We start from the raw sequence: 26,450 nt of genomic DNA on the forward strand, positions 1-26,450 counted from the left end.
TCGGCTCTTATTTTTTATGTTACCCTACTCTTCCACATAATCAAGCGGGCTTTCCTTAAACAACCGTAAATGGTAGGCGTGTATAGCTGTCTTGCCAAGATGTTCTAATAAATTGTAATTGGCATACGCTCCCACAATTGCTCCAAACCCCGGTATAAGCTGCAGTAATTTGACCAAATCAATATAATCCCGATACTCTTGCTGGAATGTCCGCCAGTCCATTTCTGTGATCTCATGTCTTTTTTCATTCCAATTATCAAGTGTGTGGAACGTCTCTCTCTTTTTTCTATCATCAGAAAAAGCAAGCTGAAATACATGTAGAATAAACAATCGTTCAGAATAATCCTTTGTATCAAATCCGTAAATGGCTGCCACTTCAAAGAGATATTTTATCTTAATCGAAAGTAACAAAGGGAAATCAGCTAAACCTAAGAAAATCCCACCAGCCCCTGTGCCAGCGCCTTCTACTGTTGCTGTTCTTCTATAAGCTGTAAGTTTCTCTTTAACAAGCTCATCTTTTTCCTGAAGACTTGCTTGAGCAAGTTCTGGTTTCCTTGTCGTGTGATAGGAGCCATATAACGTCATTTTCACCATTTGCTGAATCCCTTCGGTCATAACTTGGTGTACTTTTTCTGGAATCATGCCATTTATTTTTGTTTGAGCTTTTTTAGAAAAACTTTTAAACACACTTGTTTTTGAAAAAAGCTCCCATTCCCATTCCTTCAATTTCTCGTAGGATTTCCTTTCGTAATCATTCAATGCTACTCCCCCTTCCCTACATTCACTTGGCAATATATTGGATATTTCATTTGTCCTCTATTTCATGTATACTAATAGTATACGATATCAGAAAAGGTGGGTGAACCATTATGCCGATTCCAGCTAATCACGCCAAACCCGTTCGTCAAACCGCTAAAGAAAATGCTTTTACGCAAATCCAACAATGGATTATCGACGGAACCTTACAGCCTGGTGAAAAATTAAATGATACGGAACTCGCCAAAGCGCTTGGTGTAAGTAGAACACCGATTAGAGAATCACTGCAAATGTTAGAAATGCGAGGCTTTGTAAAAATGTATCCAGGAAAGGCAACACAAGTAACAGAGGTCGAAAAGGACGCCATTCTTGATCTGTTGCCACCACTCGCTGCATTACAAGCCTTATCAGCAGAATTAGCAGTCTCCCATATTACCGAAGATACTCTGGAACTTTTAGAGAGCACAAACGAACGATTCGCCAATGCTATTCGATCAGAGAACTACTATGCTTCCCTTAAAATAGATGAGGAATTCCACCAAATCATTGTTGATACAGCGAATAATTCCTATATCCATAATATTATTTCCTCCCTACAAGCACATGTCAGAAGGCAATTCTTTCATAACTCTATCATTTTAACGGAGAAGTCAGTTGATGAACATCACGCCATCATCCAACTTATGAGAGATGGAAAGAGGGAAGCAATCGCTCCTATTATGAAAGAAAACTGGCTTCGGGCAATTGATGAATTTCAGGCAATACATGAGAAAGACTAAAAGAGCACATTCGCTAGCCTCAATTAGCGAATGTGCTCTCTTTTTCATTCTATGCAACCTTTCCTTCTCTAATGAAAAGTCGTAAACCGATACTCGCGATAAGGATGATAGCTATAGCAGGCAGCAACCAGCCAAGCCCTTGATTGTAAAGTGGCAGTATCTTTTCATAGAAGGAAATAATCGGTACAAGCCAATTGAAGTAGTCTATGCCTAATGACTCACAAAGAGACTTCAAACCATCTGTAATACTGATCAGTAACGTTACAGCAGTCGTTATGGCGTAAACCGACCTCCTATGCAGGAAAAGGCCTGACGAAAAGGCTAAAAGCATTAACACAATTGCCAGTGGGTAAAGCAACATCAGTACAGGTACAGAATATGTGATAATATTAGAAAGCCCAAAATTAGCGATAATAAAAGTAATCCCTGTAAAGAAGACCGCAAATGCTTTATACCCTACTTTAGGGAAGAGTGCATGAAAATACTCTGCGCAAGCTGTTGTTAAACCAATACTCGTTGTTAAACAGGCCAATGTAATGATTACAGCTAACAAAACCGTCCCGATTTGACCGAAATAATAAGCAGCTCCCCCGCTCAAAACTGGGCCTCCAGTAGCGAACATACCAAGCTCTTGCACACTAACTGCACCTAAATAGGCAATCCCAATGTAAATAATACCTAATAATGTAATAGCCACTAAACCTGAACGAGCAGTTGCGGCAAGTACCCCTTTGGTAGATGAGACGCCTAATGACTTAATTGTTTTAATAATAATGATTCCGAAAACTAAGGAAGCGAGAGCATCCATTGTATTATATCCCTCAAGAAAACCCTGAACAAAAGCATTGCTTTGGAAGTCTCCCACTGGTGCCTGGACATCGCCCATTGGCTTTGTAATTACCATTGCTAGCAAAATTAATAAAAGTACGACGATGCTTGGTGCCAGTATTTTTCCAATATAATCAATAAGCTTTCCTGGCTTTAATGAGAAAAACAAGTTTGCTGCAAAAAATAACAACGAAAATAGTAATAATCCTATTTGCTGTGTCCCTTCCCCAACAAATGAAGAGAATCCCACATCGTATGCAACCGTGGCTGTTCTTGGAGCAGCGAAGAAAGGACCAATAGTTAGATAAAGTGTAACAGTAAAGGCAATGCCATATGCCGGATGGATTCGACTTGCTAATTCTTGAAGGTTTTTACTACCAGAGTAGCTCATCGCCAATATTCCGAGCAACGGCAAACCCACTCCAGTAAGCAAAAATCCCAGTATGGCTGGCCAAAAATTCACACCAGCATTCTGACCTAGTTGCGCTGGGAAAATCAAATTACCCGCTCCAAAAAAGAGAGCAAAAAGCATAAAACCTACCACTGCATATGATGAAAAAGAAAGCTTGTCCTTCATTTTTAATCCCCCTGTGTTTAATCTACGATGTTATTTTTATTTTTAATATGCAATATATCAGTACAATTCATACTACAAGCATTAGTCGCAAAATGCAATATATTACTGGACTTTTTTTCTTGCAATGTTTTACATTTTTTATATGAGGGAATATAAAGGTTTTAAGGTTCGTATTAAATTAGAGGAAGGAAGTGTTTTAAAGTGGATAATTTTAAAGCATTAGTTTTAACAAAAGAAAACGATGAAGCATCACTATCTGTTAAAAAGCAAAGAATGCAAGATCTACCAGAAGGAGACGTAACGATTCAGGTTGCATACTCCAGTGTTAACTATAAAGATGCCATTGTAGGCGTTCAACACCAAATGGTTAAATCCTTCCCTCACATTCCGGGAATTGACCTTGCGGGTACCGTCATTGAGTCTAGCGATGATTCGTACAAGTCTGGGGATAAGGTGATTGTCACGAGCTACGAACTGGGTACAGGACATCATGGTGGCTTTAGTGAAGTAGCACGTGTACCAAAAGAATGGGTCGTACCATTACCAGACGGCCTTACCTTAAGGGAAGCCATGATCCTGGGAACTGCGGGGCTAACTGCCGCTTTATCCGTGCAACGTTTAGAAGATAATGGACTCTCCACCTCACACGGCCCTGTATTAGTAGCAGGCGCCACAGGCGGTGTTGGGAGTCTGGCTGTTGATATGCTTGCGAAAAAAGGTTATGACGTAACAGCAAGTACTGGGTCTTCCAGTGAAAAGGAATACCTAGAGAAGCTCGGAGCAAAGGAAATTATCTCTAGAGATGAAGTTACAGACGATGATGGCACTCCAACAAGAAAAAAACGCTGGGCAGCAGCAGTGGACCCTGTAGGTGGTTCAACCTTGCAATATATTTTAAGCACCTTAAAACAACATGGATCTGTCGCTACTTCAGGATTAGTTGGTGGTGTCGAGGTAAAGACAACCGTACTTCCATTTATCGGGAGAGGTGTGAATTGGCTTGGCATTGATTCTGTACAATGTCCAATGGACTTACGAAGAAAAGTATGGGATCGGCTTGCAGATGACTTAAAGCCAGCACACCTAAATGAAGAAGTGGTGAATGAAATTACACTAGATGAAGTAGAAAATACGCTACAAGAAATTCTAGAAGGTCGTGTGCGTGGCCGAACAATCGTAAAGCTTGATGGAACAGAATAAAGTGAAACTTCATTTGGTGGGGGTTTTACTGCCAGTCGAGGCGGGATAAAATATGTCCCCTTATCGAATAGTATAGATTTAGAAGTCGAGCGATTCATCATCGCTCGGCTTCTTTAAGTTAATATTATTAGTTCACTCTAAAATCAATCCTGATTAACGAATACTTAATCATAGACGGATTGAACTAGATCTATATTACTTTTGTCTTGGCCCCTTTACTTTTCTTACTATCTTCTTCTTTTTCCTGTAGTTTACGGTAAATTGTAGCTATGATAGGGCCTGAAATATTATGCCATACACTAAAGATCGCACTTGGAACGGCAGATAATGGATTAAAATGGGCAGCTGCTAGGGTTGCACCAAGACCGGAGTTTTGCATACCAACTTCTATCGAAACGGCTTTTTGTTGCTTCGGATCCATTTTCATCATTTTTCCAAGTCCATAACCAACTACATAACCTAATGTATTATGTAATACAACTATTAGCGAAATAAGTAGCCCGGTTTTTGCTATTTGATCTTGGTTTACACTCACTACTGCTGTCACAATGGCAACAATACCAATAACAGATACTAGGGGAATGGCTTTTACACCTGCTTCTACTTTATCTTTTAACAAAGCTTTAACGAGCAAACCTAGTAAAATAGGTACTAAGACAATTTGTACGATAGATACAAATAAAGACCCAGCAGATACTTCTAACCACTGGCTGGCAAAAAGGTATATAAGAGCTGGTGTTAAGATAGGTGCCAGAATAGTAGAAACTGCAGTAATTGACACAGAGAGCGCAGTATCTCCTTTAGATAAATAGGTCATGACGTTTGATGAAGTTCCACCAGGACAACATCCAACTAAAATAACCCCTACTGCAACTTCTGGGGAGACAGGTAAGATCGTCACGAGCGCGAAGGCGAGCAATGGCATGATTAAAAACTGGCCAGCTACACCTATTGCAACCTCTTTCGGACGTTTAAAAGCTTCCTTAAAATCACTCGCTGATAGTGTAAGCCCCATACCGAACATAATGATACCTAGTAATGGTGTAATATAGGCTGCTAGCCACGTAAAACCTGAAGGAACAATAAAAGATAATACCGCAAATAATACTACCCAAATCGCAAATGTATTTCCTACAAAACTACTAACTCTTTCTAAAGCTTTCAATATATCTCCCCCTCTAAGATGCATAATTAGAAATTATATAATAATTTAAGAATATTTTAAACAGTAAATTATACTAACATTTTGAAAACGACTGTTCTAAGGTAATTCTCTACCTATGTTAGGGAACGAAACTGTGGAAAATACTATATAAAAAATCCACCATTAGCTAAAAGATAAGCCAAGTGTGGATTTTTTATTATGACAATTGCTGCTCTGCAAATTCACGATATAATGCATGACTAGAGATTAACTCCTGATGTGTACCACTTCCGGTTATACTACCACCTTCTATAAAGATAATCTTATCCGCATCTACGATTGTAGATAAGCGATGGGCAATCACAAATGTTGTCCGCCCTTCCATTAAACGGCTTAAAGCTTGCTGAACAACGATTTCCGAATGACTATCAAGGCTTGCAGTTGCCTCATCCATCATGAGAATTTTCGGGTCACGTAAGAAGGCACGTGCAATATTTATCCGCTGTTTCTGACCACCCGAAAGTTTGATACCACGCTCACCAACTTTTGTATCAAGCCCCTCAGAAAACTCCTTGATAAACTGATCAGCATAAGCCATTTTTGCAACCTCCCATAGCCTATCATCAGGAATTTCTAATGGCTGTTCCAGCCCATAGGTAAGGTTTTCTCGAATTGTACCTGCCATCATGCCACTTTCCTGGGAAACATAGCCTATTTGACTTCGCCATGTGTGGAGAGATAAATCTTGAATGGATGTCTCCCCTACCTTTATTTCACCCTCTATAGGTTCATAGAATCGTTCGATTAAACCAAACAATGTTGTTTTTCCTCCACCGCTTGGGCCCGCAAATGCAATCATCTCACCAGGCCGTGCAACAAAGCTAATTGATTTCAAAACAGGCTCTTTCTCATTATAGGAGAAAGAAACATTTTCGAATGAAAGGGATTGGTCTGTGACCTGTATTTGTTTACCATCCTGTCCTTTTTCTTCAGACAGATTTAGTATGTGTTGTATTCTTTCAGTGGCTCCCTTTGCCTTTTGTAACTGTGTGAAAAACATCGCAAACGAGGTAACCGGCATTACAATTTGAAACAGATAAAGTAAGAAAGCAACCAATGAACCTGTTGACATAGTCCCGTCAGCTACACGGATTCCGCCGTACCCGATAATAACCACTACGACAACCATAATAATGAGATACATAAGTGGACCTATTAAGGCAAATATCTTGGATTCTTTCAATCCGAAGGCAAATAAATTATGGATTCCGGCTACGCCTTTCTTCTCTTCAAACCCCTCGGCTGTTGAGGATTTCATTAAGCGAATTTCACTAAGTGTCTGTTGGATAGCTCCCGTAAAAGTAGCCGTCTCATCTTGCAACCCTCTTGAGATCTTAGCCATCTTGCTGCCAAGTGGTACCATAATAGCTATCGTAACAGGTACGGAGATCAGCATGATCAATGTCATTTCCCAGTCCATAATAAGCAAGATGATCACCGCGCCGATTATGGAAATGATGCCTGTAATAAACTGCGGAAAGTGAGTGGAGATCAATTCTCTTACTATTCCTGTATCGTTTACGACCCTGCTTACCGATTCGCCACTCGTTGTTTTGTCAAAATAACTAACAGGCATACGAATCAGCTTCCTCCACATTCTTTCCCGCAAACTAGCAACAATTCGCTGTCCAACCATTGCTAGCAAGTAGGTGGACACCCCATCTATTACGGCTTGCAGGATGAAAACCACCCCAATTGCCACAATTAGGAACCAGCTTAAAGATTCCACTGAAAAACCATCAACCAGTTCCCTTGTAAGTATAGGAATAGATAAACCAACTAGCGTCGTTAGCACACTGCCGATTAATCCAATTGTTAATGCCATCTTGGGAATTTTGGTTGATGTCATTAGAGCATAAAAATCTTTTATATTGCTTTTATCTTCCTTCATATATATATCACCCTGCCTATCCATTCTTACTGCTTTAATTATAGACCAGGCAGATGGCCAATAGCTAGTTTAGATAATACTCCATCACCTTTTATGCTTGAATATCACGCTTGTTGTACCCTACAAACCCTACAACAACGCAAAGGCCCGCTAATACAGTCACTATGAAAACTGGCAGATAATTCCTTTTCTCCACTAAGAGCTCAGGTATTTGGCCAAATGGTGAAATACCGCTAAGCCATTCTGGAAACTCTAATAAGCCGCCAAGGTAGACGACGAAAAATGAAAACATGAGATAAATCCAGCCAGCGATCGTTACCCTTGGAAGCAATCCTATAATTAAAATCCCGAAACCTACTATAAGCAAGACGGCAGGCAAGTAAACAATTGCCGCACTATAAACGTTCCAAAAATCCATCCCGTTCTCCATTGATAGATTTCCTGCAGTCCATAGACCAAGTGCTGTCAGTGACAACATAATAAAACTTACAATGGTTGATAAAACAAGGGCACTACCGAGTAGCCTATTTCGGGAAACCTTTTTACTTAATAGAAGTTCTACGCGGCCCTTTCTCTCTTCGCCTACAAGTTTGTTAACAGACATCAACGCTGGTATCGTACTAACCATCGCAAGAACAGACATCATCATGGTAAGAAACTGTTCTGTTAAAGAATGACCGTTTTCTGGATTAAGCAATTGCTGAAACATCTCGTTTTCAACAAAAAAGGAATCCAAATCTCCCAATACAGAACCATAGGAAGCTCCTAATATAAACATCCCTACTGCCCAAGAAATTAGCCCAGTTCTTTGTAGTCGAATACTCAAACCAAATGGGCTCAGTAAAGAAGCCGAGGCATTTCTTTTCCCAGGTTTTGTTGGAAGGAGACCTGCCCCAAGATCACGTTTACTATACAACACACACGATACGATCATGAGTAACACAGAAAAGGTTAATGTTATGACTATTGGCCACCACTTGTTTGTTACATAAACTTCTGAACCTAGGATCCAACCAAGTGGAGAAACCATAGAAAGAGCATCATTGCTAACGTCTCCTACCGCGCGTATCAGGTAGGAAATTCCTAACAACGTAAAGGATAGTCCAATTGTGCCACGTGCGTTTTCTGAAAGCTGAGCAAAAATGGAAGTAACGGTAGCAAAGAAAAAACCCGCCGCCCCTAATGCTGCCCCATAAAGTAGGGATCCTTCTAAATTCATACTTTCAATACCAAGAGCATACAGTCCTAATCCAGTAAGAATTGCAATCACCATATTAGTTAAGAAAGCGAGAATAAGGGTTGCATATAAATTGGCCAACCTACCAGAAGGCAAAGACCGAATAAGCTCAACTCTACCTTCCTCCTCATCTGCCCTCGTATGTCTCGCTACGAGTAAAATATTCATAATTGCCATCGCGATGACTGTGAAGAGTAGCATTTGATGTGCCATCATCGCCCCTATCGTATAGTTTTCCAACCCATATCCCTTTCCAAGCATTGCTGTCATGGCTGGGTTTACCATCGTTTCGGCCATTGTCTGTCTGCTATCACTAGAATTATATAAATTGGCTAAAGCAACAGTGGTCATACACGTAATCAGAATAAGCAAAGAGCCAAACACAGGAGTTCGTATTCGATCTCTTCTCACTAAAAAGCGAAGAAGAGTTGTTGTTCCTCTCCCACTAAGCATCTTGTTCGCCCTCCCTCATTGGCTCTCTGTCTCCTTCATAATGTCTCATAAACAAGTCTTCCAAATTAGGAGGCGCGCTCTCCAGCTTCTCAATACCAAATGAGCTAAGATACCTTATTACACCGTCCAGCTTCTCAGAATCTACTTGAAAAGAAAAAGCTCCCTCCTTTTCCTCTAAATCGTGAACACCCTCTATCTTGCCCAAATCACCCATTGTCTGTTTGGTCTGGACAAGCAAGTTGGTCCTTGTCAGATGGCGTAATTCTGACATCGAGCCACTCTCGATCATTTTACCCTGACGAATAATCCCAACACGGTCACATAGTCTCTCCACTTCTGATAGGATATGGCTTGATAGTAAAACACTTTTGCCTGCATCTTTTGCTTCTAGAACACATTCCTGAAAAACACGCTCCATTAAAGGATCGAGTCCTGACGTTGGTTCATCCAAAATATACAAGTCCGCTTCCGAGGCAAAAGCAGATACAAGTGCTACCTTTTGCCTATTTCCTTTTGAATACGTTCTGCACTTCTTCGTAGGATCCAACTCAAAGCGCTCCATTAATTCCTCTCTACGTCCTTTATCAACCTTCCCCCGAAGCTTTGTAAAGAGATCTATTACCTCTCCCCCGGTTAAATTCGGCCAAAGATTCACATCCCCAGGTACATAGGCAATTCGTTCATGAATAGACACAGCTTCCTGCCAAGCATCTTTTCCGAAGATCTGCACAGAGCCTTTTGATGCCTTTATAATCCCCAACAAAATACGAATGGTAGTTGATTTTCCAGCCCCATTAGGTCCAATAAAACCGTAAACCTCCCCTTTATTCACTTGCATATCAACCCCATCTAATGCTGTAAACTTTCCAAATTGCTTCGTAACATTTTTCACTTCAATTATAGACATAATCCCTTGCCCTCCCTTTCCCTGCAAAATTATGAAATATTTATTGTTATATAGTTCATAATATATAATACAAAGCTACTTTGCAATAACTTATGAAATATATTCATTGTTTTATTACATATTTTTTTATACACTTTAAGAGAGGTGAAACAAATGGACGGATTTGAACGACGTCGAGAACGTAAAAAGCAAAGCATATTAGATGCTGCATTACGTTTATTTATGGAATTTGGGGTACAAAAAGTTAGCATGAATGAGATAGCCACAAAAGCAAAGGTCTCACAGGTTACAATCTACAATTATTTTAAAAATAAAGAAAGATTAGTTGAAGAAGTTATCCATTACTATGTAGACCAGGTTTGGCAGGAGTCAGATGCTGTACTGAAAAGTGACCTTCCCTTTCCCAAGAAAATAGAGAAATTAATTTTCAACAAAAAAGAATCAGCAGATAGCATCCATGAAAATTTTTATCAACATTTTATGAAAGCATATACTGCTGGAGATGGTTATATGGAGAAATTGGTCACGAATGAAGCTATACCTAAAATGATGCGTTTTTTTGACGAAGGGAAGTCCGAAGGCTATGTTGACCCCACCATCTCTAATGAAGCCATTCTTTTCTATATTCAAATGATGAATGAGCATCTCCAAAAAAAGGACGTATATAGTAAGATTTTACCAATGACTGAAGATATCATGCATATTTTGTATTACGGCATAGTTGGCAAAAGAGTGGATAAATAATCCTCTCTTTTTTTAATAAAGTGAAATTCCAATGATGGAAAAAAGATTTGATAATAGCAATAACCTGTGGGTTCCTACCGAATTAAAGAGGAAGTTTCTAGCGTATACGGGCTCCCCTCCTTACACATATAATAATAAATAGACAGTAATAGAAAATTGATACCTAACTTAAATTTCATTATACTAATTGAGAGTGGAAGGAGTTTTAGTGATGAAAGAAATAAAGCATGATCACGAAGCATTTACAATACTGAAAGATAAAATACAGCTTATTAAACAGAGAAATAAAGCAACTTACTTAGTAGGGCCCATCCAATTGCCCGTTAATTTATATGGGGAAACCACCGTATTTCAATGGTATTGTTGGCTTAGCCAGGATGAAGTAACAGAAGATTATAGCCATATCATTGAAAAGCTTGCATCTTCTAATCTCGCTGAATACCAGCAGTCAAGCGTACTTGTTTATGGTGATTTTGCAAATGCAGAAGAAGCCCTCATCCGAATGCACTCTATCTGCCACACTGGAGACATTTTTGGCAGTAAACGTTGTGATTGTGGGTTTCAATTGAAAGAATCGATGAAACGTATTAAGGACAATGGTGCAGGAGCCCTTTTTTATTTGGCAAATCACGAGGGTCGAGGAATCGGACTATTTAGCAAAGCTATGGCATATCTTCTGCAGGAGAGTGGCTATGATACTGTAGAAGCAAATGAACAGCTCGGATTTGAAAATGATACTCGAAACTATGAAGATGCAATCGATGTATTAAAGCAATTACGCAGTAAAGCAGTAACTCTCATTACAAACAACCCGAAAAAAATGGAAGCATTAGAAAAAGCAGGACTTCCTATTTCAGGCAGAACACCACTTTGGGGAGATGTCTCGGAGTACAATAAGAAATATTTGCAAACAAAGGTGTCAAAATCAGGGCATATGGAAGCAGAAGGAACGTGCTTAAATGACTGATCATGCACACTTTATGGAAATGGCATTAAACCAAGCAAAAGCAATGAAAGGCCAAACAGACCCTAACCCTCTGGTAGGGTCTGTGATTGTAAACGGAAGCCGTATAGTAGGGATAGGAAGCCACTTAAAAGCTGGAGAACCGCATGCAGAAATTCACGCACTTCGTATGGCTGGAGAACATGCGGAAGGAGCTACAATGTATGTTACTCTCGAACCATGTTCTCACCATGGCAGAACAGGGCCCTGCGCTGAGGCCATTGTTAAGGCAGGAATAGCAAAAGTAGTCATCGCCACACTCGACCCTAATCCAGTCGTTTCCGGGAATGGTGTCGCCATCTTAGAAAAGGCAGGTATTGAGGTAGTCACAGGGATTTGTGAACAAGCATCCATACAAATGAATGAGGTGTTTAATAAATACATCGTGGCACAACGTCCATTTGTGACAATGAAAGTAGGCGCTACACTCGATGGGAAGGTTGCTACACATGCTTTAAGCAGTAAATGGATCACGTCAGAGGAAGCCCGCACTGATGTACACCGTCTGCGTCATGAGAACATGGCCATCCTTACTGGAATAAACACTGTTCTCCAGGATGATCCCGCTTTAACTGCTCGCATCCCAAATGGGAAGAACCCAATTAGAATTGTTTTGGATTCTACATTAAAAATCCCGCTAGACCATCAGCTTGTAGCGGATCATCTAGCGGAAACTTGGGTGTTTACAACAAGCCGTTATAATAAGAAAAAAAGAGGTCTGCTTGAGGCACGAGGAGTTCGTATTATTCTCCTTGAAGGTGATTTCCTTCAAGGAGAAGATGTATTGAACTACCTTGGTGAAAATGGCATTTCTTCCCTCCTCATCGAAGCAGGGGCTACCATTAATGCAACTTTCATGGAGCATCAGCTTGTCGACAAACTAATCGTATACATGGCACCAAAGCTAGTTGGCGGTCAGAATGCTCCTTCTTTTCTTGGAGGAACAGGTGTGGAAAAAATGCAAGATGCCACCGATCTAAAAGATCTCCAAGTGGAAACAATTGGGAAAGATCTGAAAATCACTGGCTACCCAGCCTATAGTCGTAAGAACTGAGGGATATGGATGAAATTTGGTTTCGATATTGATGATACATTAATTGATCTACGAGTTCATGCCTTTCATTTATATAATAAAAAGCTTGGAAAGCAGATCCCTTTTGAAGCGTTTCACTCCCTTAAGCGGGTTGAAATCCATGAACCTTTCGGGTTAAATGATAAAGAAGGAAAAGCAATGTGGGAGCAATCTTTAGAAGCAATTTATTATACGGATTGCCCCGCGTTCTCAGGAGCTATTGAGGTTCTAAACGAGCTGAAAGAGAAAGGGCATACTATCTATTACATTACAGCACGGCCTAAAGCCCACGGTGAACGAACGAAATCGTGGATGAAGGAGAAAGGTTTCCCTATTGATGATGAGAACTTCTTCTATGGCATGAATGATCATGAGAAAATAAACATCATTCAAAATCTGCAGCTCGATTATTATGTGGATGATAAGCCTGCAGTTTTAGAAACATTACATGCAGAACCAACAACATTAGTTATCAAAGACCAATCTTATAACCGAGAATTCACATCAGCAACTCGATTAGATGAATGGAAAGAGTTTATTCCGTTAATTGAAAGCAGGCATCCATAGTGAATGCCTACTTTCAATTTCTTTTATAAAAATTAATCTTTCGCTTAAGCGCGATAAGCATATAAATATAAAGGACTACGACAGCACCAGCAAGTGACATGGTGAAGATTTGCAAACCGCCCCACTTCCATGTAAGCAATCCACCTAACTGAGATAACAACAAAATTGTGAAAAGAATCATGTAAAACCGTAACATACCTTTATACGACTCCCTAACCGATTCATAGTCAGAATAAATTTTAGGAACCGATTCGATTGAAGCATCCGTACGGAAATAGTGGAACAATCCAATTGAATGATCAACATAGTCCCATCCAGCATCTTCATAAAGTTGAATATAATCATCTGTTGCAAGCCTCTGAAAATCTATTTGGTAAACAAACGATTTGTTTTCATCTTCTTCAAACGTATAAAAACCTAGTTTGTATTTTTTCATATGCAGCCCTTTTGCAGACATTTCTGTGAGCCATTGCTCTTCTTTTTCCAATCCTGAAGCAAGAAATAGACGAAATTTCTTAATACCCATCTTCTTCAACCTCCAACCTCTCAATTATACCTGTTGCATTGTTTACTAAGGATGTTAACCTTATATACTCTTTCTGCAAAACCTGTTTCCCCAGTTCTGTAAGGGCATAGTATTTTCTGCGTTCATCTGATTCCACGGTAACCTTCTGTATAACTTGTTGCTTTTCCAATTTGCCTAAAGCACCATATAACGTCCCGGGACCCATTTTCACTTCACCTTGACTGATTTCCTCTACATCCTGCATAATGCCATAACCGTGGCGGACCATGCGTAGTGATAATAATATATAGTATGTCGCCTGAGATAATGGTAAAAATTCCTCTGGTCGCTTCATTTGCTCACCTCATTACATCGATCTCCGATGTATCGTATATCGATATAATAGCATGTGATGAACTTTAATTCAAGGGCAATGTAACCAATTTTTCTGTTGATTCCTAGCTAGTTTGGTCGAATATCACACTCCCCCTTGTGTCCATACACATAACAAGCACCACAAGAAAAGAATGCAAACAAAAAAGCCCAGATTCCCGGGCTTTCCCATTAGCTTATAACAAGTTGCGCTCAATTTCTTTCATCTCATAAAAATAACCCTTTTTATTCATCAGTTCTTGGTAGGATCCTGATTCTATCAGTTGCCCTTGGTCCATAACGAGGATTTGATCCATCTTTTCCATCCCAGCCAGACGATGGCTAACAAGAATAAGCGTATCGTTTTCCGCTTCTTCCAGTATTCTTTCATGGACATTTTTTTCCGTTAGTGCATCCACAGAAGAGGTTGGCTCATCCAGCAGCCATAGTTTTCCCTTCTTAAGTAATGCCCTGGCTATGGCGAGACGTTGCTTTTCGCCTCCAGAAAGATTAGCACCTTTTTCAAGTACGTTATCAGACAGGGAAAACCTATCTAACATAACCTTCTGCAATGCCTCATTTAGTTGCTCATCTGTTAGGTCATCCCCGGCCAGTAATAAATTGTCTTTTATGGTACCGAAAAAGAAATGATTATCCTGTAATACAACATTGGCTATATTCCAAATTGATTCCTTGTTAGACGTCGCCAAAGGTACATCGTTTAACTTTATGTCTCCCCTACTTGGTTCGTATAGCTTTAGAAGAAGTTGAAGGATTGTTGATTTACCAGATCCACTCGGTCCAACAATCGCCGTTTTGCTTCCCTTTTTCAATTCAAAACTTACATTTCTTAAAGTCGGTCTACCCTGATCCTCAAAGGAAAATGTAACCTCATCCATGCATACAGAAGGTACTGTTTCAGGAAGAGAAGCTAGATTTTCTTTCTTAGTATTAGTATCCTGTTTGACTACTTGAAACAACCGTCGCGCGGCTCTTTGGTTGTCATGATAATAGATTGGGAATGCAGCCATTGGGGAAGCATCCTCAAAAACAGTGATGGAAATCATGACAAGCATTGCGAGCAACAAGCCTTCCAAGCTACCATTGGCAATTAAGTATACACCTAGCCCAAGCACAATAGCTGTAATAACATGGGAAACAAGCGTATTCAATGACTGGCTAAACAGTTTATTTATTCCTTCTATTTCTTGCTCCTGAATATACTTATCAGAAGCGCTTAACAGCTGTGATTCTCTTGTATCAAGCTGTTGATATATTTTTAAATCCCGAAATCCATAAAGATACTCCGTAACTTCTGTCGAAAGATCCGATCGATTTTCCCGTACATCTTGATCAATTTTTCTCTGTTTTATCGCAAAAATAGCAGGGACCACAAATCCTGTCAAAATAAGCCCCAAAAATAAGACAAGTGCTGCATAAAGGGAAAAAAATGCGGTGAAAAAAATGGTGCTCAGGAATACTAAAGCAAGAACAATTGGTGGATAAAAGACACGTAAAAAGAAGTTTTGCAGGCTTTCGATATCTCCCACGATCCTTGCAAGCAAATCACCACTACGGTACTTTTGAAAAATACCCGGAGCGAGCGGTTCTATTTTTTCAAAGAAGGATACTCGCAAATTACTTAAGATAGTAAAGGTCGCCCGATGGGAGAAATACCGTTCGGCATAACGGGTTAAAGCCCTTGTAAACCCAAGAAGTTTTACTGTTGAAGTTAATACAATTAACGCATATAAAGGCGGAGCAAGTGCAGCCTTGGAAATCAGATAACCACTTGCGGCAAAAAGGCCAACCCCTGCAATTCCCGCTATGAATCCTACCAATATAGATATTAGAATATCCCTTTTTTCAGACATCATTAATTTTGTAACGATAGCTAAGTCCTTCATTAGGCAGTTCCTCCCTGCTGTACGGATACCATTGCTGCATAGGCTGGGAGACTAGCAACAAGCTCAGCATGTGTTCCTTTACCAGCTAACTGTCCATCCTCCAGAAAAAGAATCTGATCAGCGTTCTTAATGGTATGAAGTCTATGTGCAACCGTTATGATGGTTGCATTCTCTGTCAGTTTTTCAATGGACTTTTGTAAGATTCGTTCTGTCTTTAAGTCTAGGCCTGTTGTTGGTTCATCAAACAGGATCAGGGAAGGCTGTTTCAGGAAAGCTCTAGCCAATGCAAGACGTTGTTTTTCCCCACCAGAAAGCCCTCTTCCCGCTTCTCCAACAGGTGTATCCAATCCTTTATCCAATGTTTGCACTAGATCCATGATGCCTGCCTGCTCTACAGCAGCTTGAATAGCTTCCCTAGTAACATCACCTGTTGCGCCAATTGCTACATTTTCAGCTAACGTACCTGAAAAAATATAAGGATGCTGGGAAATATAACTCAGTTTACTAAACCACTCGGCTTCCTGATAATCGCTTAATGGACCTCCATCTGCAATGATATCTCCAGTCGATAATGGTAACAGTCCTGCAAGCATATGCAATAATGTCGATTTTCCTGAACCACTTTTACCAACAATCGCAATCGAGGCATAGGGTTTGATCGTTGTCTCTATACCCGTAAGGTTAAATCCACTTTTACCATAGCTAAATCCTACATCCTTTAATTCTAAATGAGGAGGTGTATGACTTTGTGGAAACGTTTTGTCGCCCCAATTTATCACCTTGTCGGATTCTGTAAGCTCCTCAGCGACTTTCTTCGCAGCCCCGATACTACTCTGTCCATTATGAAAAGCACTACCTAATTCTTTAAGAGAAGTGTAGAATTCTGGCGCCAGGATTAAAATTAAAAATCCTACAAAAAACGTGATTCCGTCGAATAAAATAAGTTGCAAGGCAATTTCTAACGCAATAATTCCGATACTGAGCATTGAGATGAGCTCTAACATAAAAGAAGAAGTGAAAGCGACCTTCAGAATTTCCATCGTAGCATCTCGGAAACCTAAGCTACTCTTTTCAATTGTTTGAGTTTGTTTACGGGCACGACCAAAAAGCTTAAGTGTGGTTAATCCCTGCAATGTATCAAGAAACCCACCAGAAAATGATGCAAGCTTGTCCAGCTGCTCTTCTGATTTTTTCTGTGTCTGCATTCCAATGATAATCATGAAAATTGGTATAAATGGGGCGGTTATAATCATAATGAGGCCTGAATTTAAATGTTGTGTAAATACCACAACTAGAATAAGCAGTGGAATGAGGCTTGATTGAATAACCTGCGGAATATAGGAACTAAAATAGCTCTCCACCTCATCAACCGCATCCATTAAGATACTCACTTTTCCTCCAGACTGCCCTTTAACAGAGGATTGAACTGGAATTACCTTGTATTGATGAAGCAAAGATTGGCGAAAATCACTCTTAGCACTAGCTCCCATTTTAATCCCTATACGTCCATTTAAATAGGTAGATCCTGTTCTAAATAGCAATACAAGCAGGAGGATGCCTAGTAATGGTAGTACATCACGCAAATCGGCATTTCCCAAAAAGGCATCCTCAATTACTGTGACCAGAAGATACGCCTGGGCAATAACCATCGTACCGGCAATTAGAGCAAATAACACCAGTAAGGCCATTCGTTTTCTTTGTTGTTTTATAACTTCTTTTAACATATCCATGCGGGTTATCTCCAATCGGAGCTTATTTTTTACCTTTTACATAATCGGCATTGAACAGGAACAAACGCATTAATAGGATCAATGAAGGTATTAATAGTAAGAGCCCGGCAATAAAGACAATAATAAGTGCAATTGCTGTAGATTCATAGGTTACACTGTCATAGATATTTATATAAGGATATAGAATATAAGGCAAATGGCTTGCACCATAACCAAAGAATGCGAAGAAAAACTGCAACATTACGCTAATAAATGCCCAACCATAGTATTTCCCAATATAGACCAGCCACATCGCTATCATAAAGAATGCCACAGATAAACCGAACATCCACCATAAATCAAGCATTTTGTCATAATGCTCTGGATTATGCTGTCCTAGGGCGATAAATGTCGTTAGAGAGGCGACAATGGTAGGTGTAGCCCAAAACAAGGCATACTTTCTAACCAGTTGTAATGCCTTTTGATCATCTGCCCGCGCTGCGTAATAGACAAGAAAGGTTGCACTAATGTACAGCACCGAAACAAGTGCGAGAAATACCACACTCCATGAGTATGGACTTGTAAATAATGCAAGATAATCAAGAGAGACAGTACCATTGATTTCTGTGATAAATCCCCCTTCTGACAAGGTCATAGCTGTAGAAAGGGACGCCGGTATGAGTAAGCCAGTGGCCCCATACAAAAACATATAGACATTACTTTGCTTTGATCCATAGTTTTCAAATGCGTAGAAAGAACCACGGATGGCCAATAGAATAATCGCAATACTACCTGGCACAAGCAAAGCTGTACCATAATAATAGGCCGAATCTGGGAAGAAACCAACGATTCCAACAAAGAAAAACACAAAGAACACATTGGTTACCTCCCAAACAGGTGAAAGATAACGTGATATTAGCTTATTTATAATATGGTCATTCCCTGTAACCTTCGCATAGTAGGCAAAGAATCCGGCTCCAAAATCAACCGATGCTACGATCAGGTATCCATACAAAAAGATCCACAAGGCGGTAATTCCTATTATTTCATAGCTCATTCTTTATCCCCCTCTTCAATAGTCGGGTACTTTTTCTCCAACTCTTCCTCTGCTGGTTTTCCTTTAAAGAGCTTGCGAAGTACGATGACACATAATGTACCAAGAACAATATAAAGAGCTAGGAAGAAGAAGAACATAAGCCCAATCTGTGGTGATCGTGTGGCCGCTTCATCTACTGTCATATAGCCACGCAAAATCCATGGCTGTCTCCCAACTTCAGCGTAGATCCAACCAAATTCAACTGCCAGCATGGCAAGAGGACCAGACAGGAATAAAAGACGAATCATCCATTTGTTATGTTCATCCCATTTCTTTATTCTGCTAACGATAATATAGAGCAAGGAAACAGCGATCAAAAACATACCAATCATAACCATAAAGTCAAACATATAATGCACCCAAAGTGGTGGTCTTTCGTCCTCTGGAAATTCATTTAGACCCGTCACTTCACTTTCAAAGTCCCCATGAGCTAAAAAGCTAAGAAGACCTGGAAGCCGTATTGCTCCAATGGGGTTGTCCTCGTTATTTAACCAGCCGAAAAGCACAAGATCTGCGCCTTCTTCCGTTTCAAAATGCCACTCTGCAGCTGCTAGCTTTTCTGGTTGATGCTCAGCTAGGAACTTTGCAGATATATCTCCAGCAAGAGCTGTTACGATAGAAAATACAAAGACCAGTGTCATGGTCAGTTTTAATGCTTTTTTATGATATTCAGATTGCCTTTTCTTTAGCAAACTAAAGGCTGCAATTGAAGCAAGAATCGCAGCTACAGTTAAATAAGAAGAACCTAGTACGTGTAATACCTTGGAAGTGGTAGCTGGGTTAAACATAGCTGCAACCGGATTAATACTTGTAAATTGCCCATCTTCCATGGTAAAGCCATCCGGTGTATTCATAAATGCATTTACAGTCGTAATAAAGAATGCAGATAACGCACCACCGATAACAACTGGTATAGAAAACCACCAGTGGGTCAGTGGATTTTTAAATCGATCCCATGTATAAAGATAAATCCCTAAAAAGATTGCCTCAAAGAAGAAGGCGAATACTTCCATAAATAAAGGCAGACTAATAACATTACCAGCAAGCTGCATAAAATTAGGCCAAACCAGCGATAGTTGCAATCCGATAGCGGTACCAGTTACAACACCTACAGCTACGGTAATAACGAATCCTCGTGTCCACCTTCTTGCTAGCATACGATAATGCTCGTCATTCTTTTTAACGCCAATAAATTCAGCAATACAAATAAGTAATGGAACACCAACGCCAAGCGTTGCAAATATAATATGGAAAATGAGTGTCATTGCCGTGATCAATCGACTCATCAAAACCGGATCCAACTCAAACATGCGTAAACCCCCCTGATTGGAAAATACATTAAAAATAGTTTGCTCAGTACTGATCAAACTATCATTTATTTAAAAGCTCACAAGCATAATGCCAGCAAGTAAGCATGGTATATAAAAATCATTAATTGGTGTACTTCTCCATTATAACGCAACCTTACGCTTATACGAGAACCTTCTAATGACAATTACGTGACATTCTTCACAGCCCATGCTAACAAGCTGTTTTTATCTTTAACCATGTACCCTTTTATCATACACTCTACACCTTGAATTGATTGGTGGTTCGGTTATCTACAAGTGGAAAATCGATACGAGTGATTGACTTCCACACACTTTTCTAGTGCAACACTCAATCGTTTGTATTTTAACCCGTTTGACTAAACTTTACACACCAAAGACTGAATGCTCCTTTCTCTATCATTTCATTCTGGAGGCCAGTCTTGTGAAACAGCAGCATGGTTTGCTATCATATAAAAAGATTAGTAAAAGGAGAATCATCCAATGTAAATAATCCCTCGTCAAAAGTACTCAAATAAAGTGAAACTTCAATCAGTGGAGGGTTTTTTTGTTCCCCCACTGGTTGTAAGTGGAACGAATCGGGGTGTTAGCGTCCATTTACTCCCACTTTCACTTCATGTTTTAAAGTGGGACATCTTACGGACGGTTGCACCGGGATAAAAACTATATCAAAGAAGGGATTTTATATATGAGCATACATGATGAAGTGCAGAAAAGACGGACCTTTGCCATCATTTCCCACCCAGATGCGGGAAAAACAACCTTAACGGAAAGATTGCTTCTATTTGGCAATTTGATTCGTTCGGCAGGTACTGTTAAAGGAAAGAAATCTGGTAAATTCGCTACCTCTGACTGGATGGAGATAGAAAAACAACGCGGTATCTCAGTCACATCCAGTGTTATGAATTTCCCATATAAAGATTACCAAGTAAACATTTTAGATACCCCTGGGCATGAAGACTTTAGTGAGGACACATACCGAACACTCACAGCAGTTGATAGTGTTGTCATGATTATTGATGCAACAAAAGGGATTGAAGCGCAGACCAAAAAGCTCTTTAAAGTTTGCCGCATGCGTGGCATCCCTATATTTACGTTCATTAATAAACTCGACCGTGAAAGCAGGGAACCACTAGAATTAATGGAAGAGATAGAGGAATTACTTGATATTGAAACATATCCAATGAACTGGCCTGTAGGAATGGGGAAACAATTTCTCGGCATTTTTGATCGCCAGGGGAAACAGTTTATCCAATTTAACGGAAATGAAGAGGAGACTGTGATCCCTTATGACGAGCTAAACAATGAGGAACATGCGAATCTTCGTACACATTCCAGCTATACGCATGCTGAAGAGGAACTAGAATTGCTTGATGAAGCTGGCGACTCTTATTCAATGGATGCTATCATGTCCGGTGACCAAACGCCTGTATTTTTCGGAAGTGCTCTCGCTCCATTTGGCGTCCAAACATTTTTTGATACGTTTATTTCCATGGCTCCTGCACCTGTTCCAAGAAAATCTACAGAGGGGCCAATTCAGCCTGATGATGAAGCATTTTCTGGTTTTATATTTAAAATCCAGGCAAACATGAACCCGGCACACCGTGATCGTGTAGCATTTCTTCGTATTTGCTCAGGGAAATTTGAACGAGGTATGAGCGTTAAACTTGCAAGGTCTAATAAAGTGATTAAACTTTCCCAGACCCAGCAATTTGTTGCTTCATCAAGAGATACTGTTGAAGAAGGTTATGCGGGGGACATTATCGGTATATACGACCCTAATATTTATCGCATTGGGGACACTCTCCTTACTGGCAAAAAACAATTTGACTATGATGAACTACCCCAATTTCCTCCAGAATTATATAAAAAGGTAACGGCAAAGAATGTAATGAAGGGAAAACAATTTAACAAAGGTATTGAACAGCTTGTCCAAGAGGGTGCGATTCAATTATTTAAAGGGCACCGTAATGACGCACGAATTATTGGAGCAGTTGGCGAATTGCAATATGACGTTTTCAAGCATAGAATGTTAGCGGAATATAATACTGAGGTGATGTTGGAGTCGATCGGTGAACGTATTCCTAGGTGGTTAAAAGAAGATCAAATAGACCCATCTATTTTCGATGAACGTAGTATGCTTGTGCAAGATCGAGAAGGCAACTATGTTGCACTGTTTAAAAACGACTTTGCATTAAATTGGTTTCATGATAAGTATCCAAAGGTGGATCTTATCGACCTATTTGAATCAAATCAATATAATCAATAGCGTTTTATTTACACTAAAAGGGCTGCCTCTTTGTATGACAACAAATGGGCAGCCCTTTTTTGATGTTGATGCTGATACTACACTTTAAAATCAGGAATCTCAAGGAATTCTAGCGATTCTTCTAAGCTTGAAAAGGCACGGACCGAATCGTAGGCACCCGCACTTTTAGATATACGGTTTAGCTGTTCTTTCCACGTCACATTAGTTGCAATGGTAGCAGTTTTGTCGATATTGCTACCTATCCAGCTCATTAATTCACCCCATACTTCGTTTACCTCACGTGTTGCAACATTCTGTATGGCGCTATTATCGTTTAAAAATTTAGTAACATTAGGCTGACTTAATATGCGCTTCACTTCCATCGCCTGCCGCTGTGCTTCTTCTACAGTTTCGGCCATTTCATTATACTTAAAAAATAGCACGTCCTTGTAAATTTTCATTTCGTATTTCTCCATCACTTTTCCTCTCTTTTTTCCAATCTATTGCAACTGAAGGTTTGTTTTGTTTTTGATAGAGTGAATGAAGGACTTCTAATTCTAATCTGTTCGAGACTTCATAAAACGGATGAACTTCACTTTGCCCTGCATATAAGTTTTATAACTTCTTCATCTCTATTTTGTTGGACCAGTGTCTTTTAGTTGCATAGAGGTTTTTTTCCATTCCCTTGAACACATCTCACACTTTACTGCTTTAAAGATGTCCAAGGGTAATCCACTGTATCGAGCCCTTGATAATCATAACATCAACCCGAACAATTAGGTATGCAGAAGCACCCTCTTAACACCCCCAAATATTACCATTTAGCAAAGAAAGGATGGACCGAAATGCATAAGGAAATTGGGCCGTAAAGGTGTTTAGTTCAGAGGACGCATTTACATACAGATTTTATTGTCACCAGTTGGCTATCGAAACTTAGAACTACAATCTACTAATACCAACAGATATACACTTACCCTGAATGCAGGAAATATAAAAGACCAAATCACACCAATTCGGTCTTTTAACCTAGAATTCAACTGCTAATTATTTAAGGTGCCTTCGTCATCTACAATGTTGTACGTGTTTCCGTCTGCCTCATCGATAAAGTGACAAGGTTCTCCACCGCTGGATATCACCGTTAGATCATGCATTGCTCTTGTGCACGCCGTATAAAACAGCGTTCTATCTTTTTCCTTATAGTGTTTAGATGAACCATCAGGAATGATGACGGCATCAAACTCAATGCCTTTAGCCAAATATACAGGCAGCACAATGAACCCTTTTGAGAATCCATATGTTTCTTCCGTTATTTGTTTAACAGGTACATCTTCTTTTAATTCCTCGTATACACGCCCTGTCTCCTCTACTGTTTTACAGATAACTGCAATCATTTCATGCCCTTTTTCCAAATAAGCTGCTCTTTCGGAGAGAATGGCACGCGATTGTTGGTTTGTATCAGATAGACGAACTAGCTTCGGTTTGTCACCATCCCGATTAAAGGCTTCAATTTTTTCTTCCCCAGGTGCAAAGCTTTTCGTAAACTTGGTAATTTGTTTAGTCGATCGGTAGCTTTTCGTGAGCGTAATTCGTTCATGTTCAGACTCTTGTATACCAGGCAAAAGAGGGTTCTCCTTTGTTACATCTACATAAATAGCCTGATTAATGTCCCCGAGTAACGTCATGCGAGTGTATGGGAAAAGATGTCTTATAAAAGCAAATTGAAAAGATGAGTAATCCTGGGCTTCATCAATTAACAACTGACGTACAGCACGTTCCTGCTTATCACCAATAAGTTTTCCTTTAAAATAGAGGTATGGAGCTGCGTCTTCCCATGTTAAGTGGTTATTCTCCAGATCATGAATCGTTAACTCACAGATCGCTTCCCAGTTCTTCGGGGTCTTCTGCATCTCTTTTGTCGTAAACAGTTGTTTAAAGCTCTTTTCAACATTCACAAATTCTAGATTTTCTATCTGCTTACGCAAAGATCCAAACATTTTACTAACAACTGCTCTGCGTAATATTTTCTCTTCATTTACAAACATATCTTCATCTAACTTTTGAGCTTTATAATAGGCTTTCAAATAGGCCTCTTTATCAAGCAATTCAACCTTTTCCATTACCCAATCTTTTTTCACTTCTTGTTTCTGGAATGACTTTAACTCATTTACTAGCCATTTAGCAACAAGCTCCATTTTATTAGAAGGTAAAATTGCTTCATCAAGCGAATAAAAATAGTTGCTAATATCCTCTCGAGAAATGAGTATCTCGCCACGGAAGGAAATATTTTTAAATTGCATCCCATTCTTCCGTAATTTTTCTACATAGAAGTCAATCACTTTTTTAAAGTCTAATGTGGCCTTATATCGCATGCTACTCAAGCGGGTATCGTAGCCATCACTACCTTCCTTTGTCTGCACATATTCCATCTGTTCAAAAGGAGACTCCACAGTAAACTTTTCTCCAATTCCCTCTCTTAAGTACTCCAGGAAAGTCGTTTGTCTAACATTCGTCTCACCTAATTCAGGAAGTACATTGCGAATATATCCAGTAAATAACGGGTTTGGTGAGAATAGTACTACATTTTCCGGATGCAACTCTTCCCTGTACCGATACATCAAATAAGCAATACGTTGAAGTGCGGCCGAAGTTTTACCACTACCCGCAACCCCTTGTACAAGTAACAACTTACTTTTTTCTTCACGAATGATTCTATTTTGTTCCTTTTGTATAGTTGCTACAATATTTTTCATATCTGTGCTTGCATTATGGCCGAGCGCTTCCTGAAGCATTTCATCACCAATAGTTAAGCCGGTATCAAAAACACCTTTCAGAACGCCTTCTCGTATAATAAACTGCCTTTTCAATGTAATTTCACCTTTTATTGTGCTTTCTATGGCATTATAAGAGGCCTCACCTAAAGTGTAATCGTAATACAAACTAGAAATAGGTGCACGCCAATCATAGACAAGGAAATTTTCATCCTGACGATCCAAAAAAGAGGAAATCCCAATATAGAGCTTATCTTCCTCGTTTTCTCCGTTTTCTTTAAAATCAATTCGACCAAAATAAGGAGATTTTTTCATCCGCTTTAATACTTTTAGCTCTTCCCCAATTTTTCCATGGAATCGTTCTTTCTCCGCTAAAAATTCAGCCTGCTGCTTTATACTAGCCTCTGTTTCAATAATATCGTCCGGCTCATCAAGGTTAACGGTAACATCATCCCAAAAAGTTTTCCTTAGTTCGATTACGTCTTCCTTTAACCCTGTTGCCTTAGAATATAAAGCTGTCTCCTTCTTCCCGATCTCATTTAATACATAGTCAATCCTCTCTTGTTCTTCCACTCGATCCTTTGGTCCCACGCTCATTAAATCAACTCCAATTCTTCACAATATAAATATGGTTGACTTTACTTTTTCGTAATGATATAATATATTTGGAGATAATATATTATTATTACAGAAAACAAGTAACTAATTAAGTTTACCACTATTTGGGGTAGGCTGCAATAGTTGCTTTCTTTTATTTATAATTCTTTTTACATGGTAGCGAGATGTACCCGCTGCTTTTTTAATGCTCACATTCTTCACTCCATCTCCCTAAATATATTTCACATTTTTGACACAAACTATTTGACAACTTTGTGAACAAGGTGAATAATATAGTTAAGGGAGGATGATTTCTATGAAAACAGGCAAGAAAATGTTAAACGCCGTTAAAATTGCAGGGGCAACTGTACTTACACTTGGGATCGTCATCTTTTTATATGGATTTTTCGTAAGCGATTACAGTGCGATAACCGGTATTGGCATTGGTACAATCATGGGGGCAGTTTTCATCTTTTTAATGGGCGTCTTTTTCGTAGCGACGGAAGAGGTTTTGGAGAAATTCGGTAAACCTAAAATTCTTAAATAAGGGAGCGCCCTGGGCGTTCTTTTTTTGTTTGGTGAAAATCATTCACTAAGTATAAGTATCATATAGCTTATTTCTAGACACAATATATTAAATTTCCTTCACTCTCTGTTTTTCCTTTCATCTAAAACGGGTATAGGCTTATAGAGAATTTTTAT

General features: G+C 39.5%; 22 protein-coding genes. 8 read left to right on the forward strand and 14 right to left on the reverse strand.

The window, feature by feature from the left end:
- Positions 1–24: 24 nt before the first annotated feature.
- Entirely contained in the window at positions 25–759 is a 735-nt protein-coding gene (locus BN985_RS01225; RefSeq protein ID WP_042220611.1) for an EcsC family protein, read from the reverse strand.
- 110 nt (positions 760–869) lie between these two features.
- On the opposite strand from BN985_RS01225, the gene BN985_RS01230 reads away from it, so the two are divergent.
- Positions 870–1,535 (forward strand): GntR family transcriptional regulator, encoded by a 666-nt coding sequence (locus BN985_RS01230; RefSeq protein ID WP_042220612.1) that lies wholly within the window; start codon positions 870–872, stop codon positions 1,533–1,535.
- Positions 1,536–1,584: 49 nt separating this feature from the next.
- On the opposite strand, the gene brnQ is transcribed toward BN985_RS01230, so the two are convergent.
- Entirely contained in the window at positions 1,585–2,940 is a 1,356-nt protein-coding gene (brnQ, locus tag BN985_RS01235) for a branched-chain amino acid transport system II carrier protein (RefSeq protein WP_042220613.1), read from the reverse strand.
- Positions 2,941–3,141: 201 nt separating this feature from the next.
- Here brnQ and BN985_RS01240 point away from each other — a divergent pair, with 201 nt between their 5' ends.
- Entirely contained in the window at positions 3,142–4,140 is a 999-nt protein-coding gene (locus BN985_RS01240; protein WP_042220614.1) for an acrylyl-CoA reductase family protein, read from the forward strand.
- Between the two features lie 190 nt (positions 4,141–4,330).
- On the opposite strand, the gene BN985_RS01245 is transcribed toward BN985_RS01240, so the two are convergent.
- The 4 genes from BN985_RS01245 to BN985_RS01260 all read right to left on the reverse strand — a co-directional run bounded on the left by BN985_RS01245 (position 4,331) and on the right by BN985_RS01260 (position 9,832).
- Positions 4,331–5,305: a bile acid:sodium symporter family protein gene (locus BN985_RS01245; RefSeq protein WP_156960052.1), complete on the reverse strand. Its 975-nt coding sequence runs from the start codon at positions 5,303–5,305 to the stop codon at positions 4,331–4,333.
- A 196-nt stretch (positions 5,306–5,501) separates the two neighbouring features.
- Positions 5,502–7,235, reverse strand: coding sequence for an ABC transporter ATP-binding protein (locus BN985_RS01250; RefSeq protein ID WP_042220617.1), 1,734 nt, complete (start codon positions 7,233–7,235; stop codon positions 5,502–5,504).
- A 91-nt stretch (positions 7,236–7,326) separates the two neighbouring features.
- Entirely contained in the window at positions 7,327–8,925 is a 1,599-nt protein-coding gene (locus tag BN985_RS01255; protein ID WP_042220618.1) for an ABC transporter permease, read from the reverse strand.
- Positions 8,918–9,832: an ABC transporter ATP-binding protein gene (locus BN985_RS01260; protein WP_042220620.1), complete on the reverse strand. Its 915-nt coding sequence runs from the start codon at positions 9,830–9,832 to the stop codon at positions 8,918–8,920. The genes BN985_RS01255 and BN985_RS01260 overlap by 8 nt, the downstream gene beginning before the upstream one ends.
- Positions 9,833–9,985: 153 nt before the next feature.
- Here BN985_RS01260 and BN985_RS01265 point away from each other — a divergent pair, with 153 nt between their 5' ends.
- The 4 genes from BN985_RS01265 (at position 9,986) to BN985_RS01280 (ending at position 13,218) form a co-directional block, all read left to right on the forward strand.
- Complete coding sequence (locus BN985_RS01265; RefSeq protein WP_042220621.1) at positions 9,986–10,576, forward strand: TetR/AcrR family transcriptional regulator; 591 nt, start codon at positions 9,986–9,988, stop codon at positions 10,574–10,576.
- Between the two features lie 211 nt (positions 10,577–10,787).
- The gene (locus BN985_RS01270; protein ID WP_042220622.1) at positions 10,788–11,543 is read left to right on the forward strand and encodes a GTP cyclohydrolase II; all 756 of its coding nucleotides are present in this window, start codon (positions 10,788–10,790) and stop codon (positions 11,541–11,543) included.
- Positions 11,536–12,633 carry a bifunctional diaminohydroxyphosphoribosylaminopyrimidine deaminase/5-amino-6-(5-phosphoribosylamino)uracil reductase RibD gene (gene ribD / locus BN985_RS01275; protein ID WP_042220623.1) on the forward strand — a complete coding sequence of 366 codons (1,098 nt, stop codon included), beginning with the start codon at positions 11,536–11,538 and terminating at the stop codon, positions 12,631–12,633. Before BN985_RS01270 ends, ribD begins: the two co-directional genes overlap by 8 nt.
- Before the next feature lie 9 nt (positions 12,634–12,642).
- Positions 12,643–13,218: a 5' nucleotidase, NT5C type gene (locus BN985_RS01280; protein WP_042220624.1), complete on the forward strand. Its 576-nt coding sequence runs from the start codon at positions 12,643–12,645 to the stop codon at positions 13,216–13,218.
- Between the two features lie 13 nt (positions 13,219–13,231).
- Here BN985_RS01280 and BN985_RS01285 read toward each other — a convergent pair whose 3' ends face one another.
- The 6 genes from BN985_RS01285 to BN985_RS01310 form a co-directional block, all read right to left on the reverse strand.
- Positions 13,232–13,744: a DUF2812 domain-containing protein gene (locus BN985_RS01285; RefSeq protein ID WP_052360578.1), complete on the reverse strand. Its 513-nt coding sequence runs from the start codon at positions 13,742–13,744 to the stop codon at positions 13,232–13,234.
- Positions 13,734–14,078 carry a PadR family transcriptional regulator gene (locus BN985_RS01290; RefSeq protein ID WP_042220625.1) on the reverse strand — a complete coding sequence of 115 codons (345 nt, stop codon included), beginning with the start codon at positions 14,076–14,078 and terminating at the stop codon, positions 13,734–13,736. Before BN985_RS01290 ends, BN985_RS01285 begins: the two co-directional genes overlap by 11 nt.
- A 214-nt stretch (positions 14,079–14,292) precedes the next feature.
- A complete protein-coding gene (gene cydC / locus BN985_RS01295; protein ID WP_042220626.1) occupies positions 14,293–16,002 on the reverse strand; it encodes a thiol reductant ABC exporter subunit CydC in 1,710 nt (569 codons plus the stop codon).
- Positions 16,002–17,732: a thiol reductant ABC exporter subunit CydD gene (cydD, locus tag BN985_RS01300; RefSeq protein WP_042220627.1), complete on the reverse strand. Its 1,731-nt coding sequence runs from the start codon at positions 17,730–17,732 to the stop codon at positions 16,002–16,004. The genes cydC and cydD overlap by 1 nt, the downstream gene beginning before the upstream one ends.
- Before the next feature lie 22 nt (positions 17,733–17,754).
- A complete protein-coding gene (locus tag BN985_RS01305) occupies positions 17,755–18,768 on the reverse strand; it encodes a cytochrome d ubiquinol oxidase subunit II (RefSeq protein ID WP_042220628.1) in 1,014 nt (337 codons plus the stop codon).
- A complete protein-coding gene (locus BN985_RS01310) occupies positions 18,765–20,117 on the reverse strand; it encodes a cytochrome ubiquinol oxidase subunit I (protein WP_042220629.1) in 1,353 nt (450 codons plus the stop codon). The genes BN985_RS01305 and BN985_RS01310 overlap by 4 nt, the downstream gene beginning before the upstream one ends.
- Positions 20,118–20,823: 706 nt before the next feature.
- On the opposite strand from BN985_RS01310, the gene BN985_RS01315 reads away from it, so the two are divergent.
- Positions 20,824–22,404: a peptide chain release factor 3 gene (locus BN985_RS01315; RefSeq protein WP_042220630.1), complete on the forward strand. Its 1,581-nt coding sequence runs from the start codon at positions 20,824–20,826 to the stop codon at positions 22,402–22,404.
- 77 nt (positions 22,405–22,481) lie between these two features.
- Here BN985_RS01315 and BN985_RS01320 read toward each other — a convergent pair whose 3' ends face one another.
- Both BN985_RS01320 and helD read right to left on the reverse strand, forming a co-directional pair.
- Positions 22,482–22,844 (reverse strand): hypothetical protein, encoded by a 363-nt coding sequence (locus BN985_RS01320; protein WP_232225513.1) that lies wholly within the window; start codon positions 22,842–22,844, stop codon positions 22,482–22,484.
- 579 nt (positions 22,845–23,423) lie between these two features.
- A complete protein-coding gene (gene helD, locus BN985_RS01325) occupies positions 23,424–25,748 on the reverse strand; it encodes an RNA polymerase recycling motor HelD (protein ID WP_042220633.1) in 2,325 nt (774 codons plus the stop codon).
- 316 nt (positions 25,749–26,064) lie between these two features.
- Between helD and BN985_RS01330 the strand changes: the two genes are divergently transcribed.
- Complete coding sequence (locus BN985_RS01330) at positions 26,065–26,295, forward strand: hypothetical protein (RefSeq protein ID WP_042220634.1); 231 nt, start codon at positions 26,065–26,067, stop codon at positions 26,293–26,295.
- The last annotated feature ends 155 nt before the right edge of the window (positions 26,296–26,450 follow it).

The sequence above is a fragment of the Oceanobacillus manasiensis genome (genome assembly GCF_000724085.1).
GTDB lineage: Bacteria > Bacillota > Bacilli > Bacillales > Amphibacillaceae > Oceanobacillus_B > Oceanobacillus_B manasiensis.

Excerpts from the sequence above, each read along its gene's own strand:
- BN985_RS01310 (WP_042220629.1), bottom strand. The coding sequence starts at position 20,117 with ATGTTTGAGTTGGATCCGGTTTTGATGAGTCGATTGATCACGGCAATG.
- BN985_RS01260 (WP_042220620.1), bottom strand. The coding sequence starts at position 9,832 with ATGTCTATAATTGAAGTGAAAAATGTTACGAAGCAATTTGGAAAGTTT.
- BN985_RS01270 (WP_042220622.1), top strand. The coding sequence starts at position 10,788 with ATGAAAGAAATAAAGCATGATCACGAAGCATTTACAATACTGAAAGAT.
- helD (WP_042220633.1), bottom strand. The coding sequence starts at position 25,748 with ATGAGCGTGGGACCAAAGGATCGAGTGGAAGAACAAGAGAGGATTGAC.
- BN985_RS01265 (WP_042220621.1), top strand. The coding sequence starts at position 9,986 with ATGGACGGATTTGAACGACGTCGAGAACGTAAAAAGCAAAGCATATTA.
- brnQ (WP_042220613.1), bottom strand. The coding sequence starts at position 2,940 with ATGAAGGACAAGCTTTCTTTTTCATCATATGCAGTGGTAGGTTTTATG.
- BN985_RS01320 (WP_232225513.1), bottom strand. The coding sequence starts at position 22,844 with ATGAAAATTTACAAGGACGTGCTATTTTTTAAGTATAATGAAATGGCC.
- BN985_RS01230 (WP_042220612.1), top strand. The coding sequence starts at position 870 with ATGCCGATTCCAGCTAATCACGCCAAACCCGTTCGTCAAACCGCTAAA.
- BN985_RS01315 (WP_042220630.1), top strand. The coding sequence starts at position 20,824 with ATGAGCATACATGATGAAGTGCAGAAAAGACGGACCTTTGCCATCATT.
- BN985_RS01330 (WP_042220634.1), top strand. The coding sequence starts at position 26,065 with ATGAAAACAGGCAAGAAAATGTTAAACGCCGTTAAAATTGCAGGGGCA.
- cydD (WP_042220627.1), bottom strand. The coding sequence starts at position 17,732 with ATGGATATGTTAAAAGAAGTTATAAAACAACAAAGAAAACGAATGGCC.
- BN985_RS01280 (WP_042220624.1), top strand. The coding sequence starts at position 12,643 with ATGAAATTTGGTTTCGATATTGATGATACATTAATTGATCTACGAGTT.
- cydC (WP_042220626.1), bottom strand. The coding sequence starts at position 16,002 with ATGAAGGACTTAGCTATCGTTACAAAATTAATGATGTCTGAAAAAAGG.
- BN985_RS01285 (WP_052360578.1), bottom strand. The coding sequence starts at position 13,744 with ATGGGTATTAAGAAATTTCGTCTATTTCTTGCTTCAGGATTGGAAAAA.
- BN985_RS01250 (WP_042220617.1), bottom strand. The coding sequence starts at position 7,235 with ATGAAGGAAGATAAAAGCAATATAAAAGATTTTTATGCTCTAATGACA.
- BN985_RS01305 (WP_042220628.1), bottom strand. The coding sequence starts at position 18,768 with ATGAGCTATGAAATAATAGGAATTACCGCCTTGTGGATCTTTTTGTAT.
- ribD (WP_042220623.1), top strand. The coding sequence starts at position 11,536 with ATGACTGATCATGCACACTTTATGGAAATGGCATTAAACCAAGCAAAA.
- BN985_RS01290 (WP_042220625.1), bottom strand. The coding sequence starts at position 14,078 with ATGAAGCGACCAGAGGAATTTTTACCATTATCTCAGGCGACATACTAT.
- BN985_RS01255 (WP_042220618.1), bottom strand. The coding sequence starts at position 8,925 with ATGCTTAGTGGGAGAGGAACAACAACTCTTCTTCGCTTTTTAGTGAGA.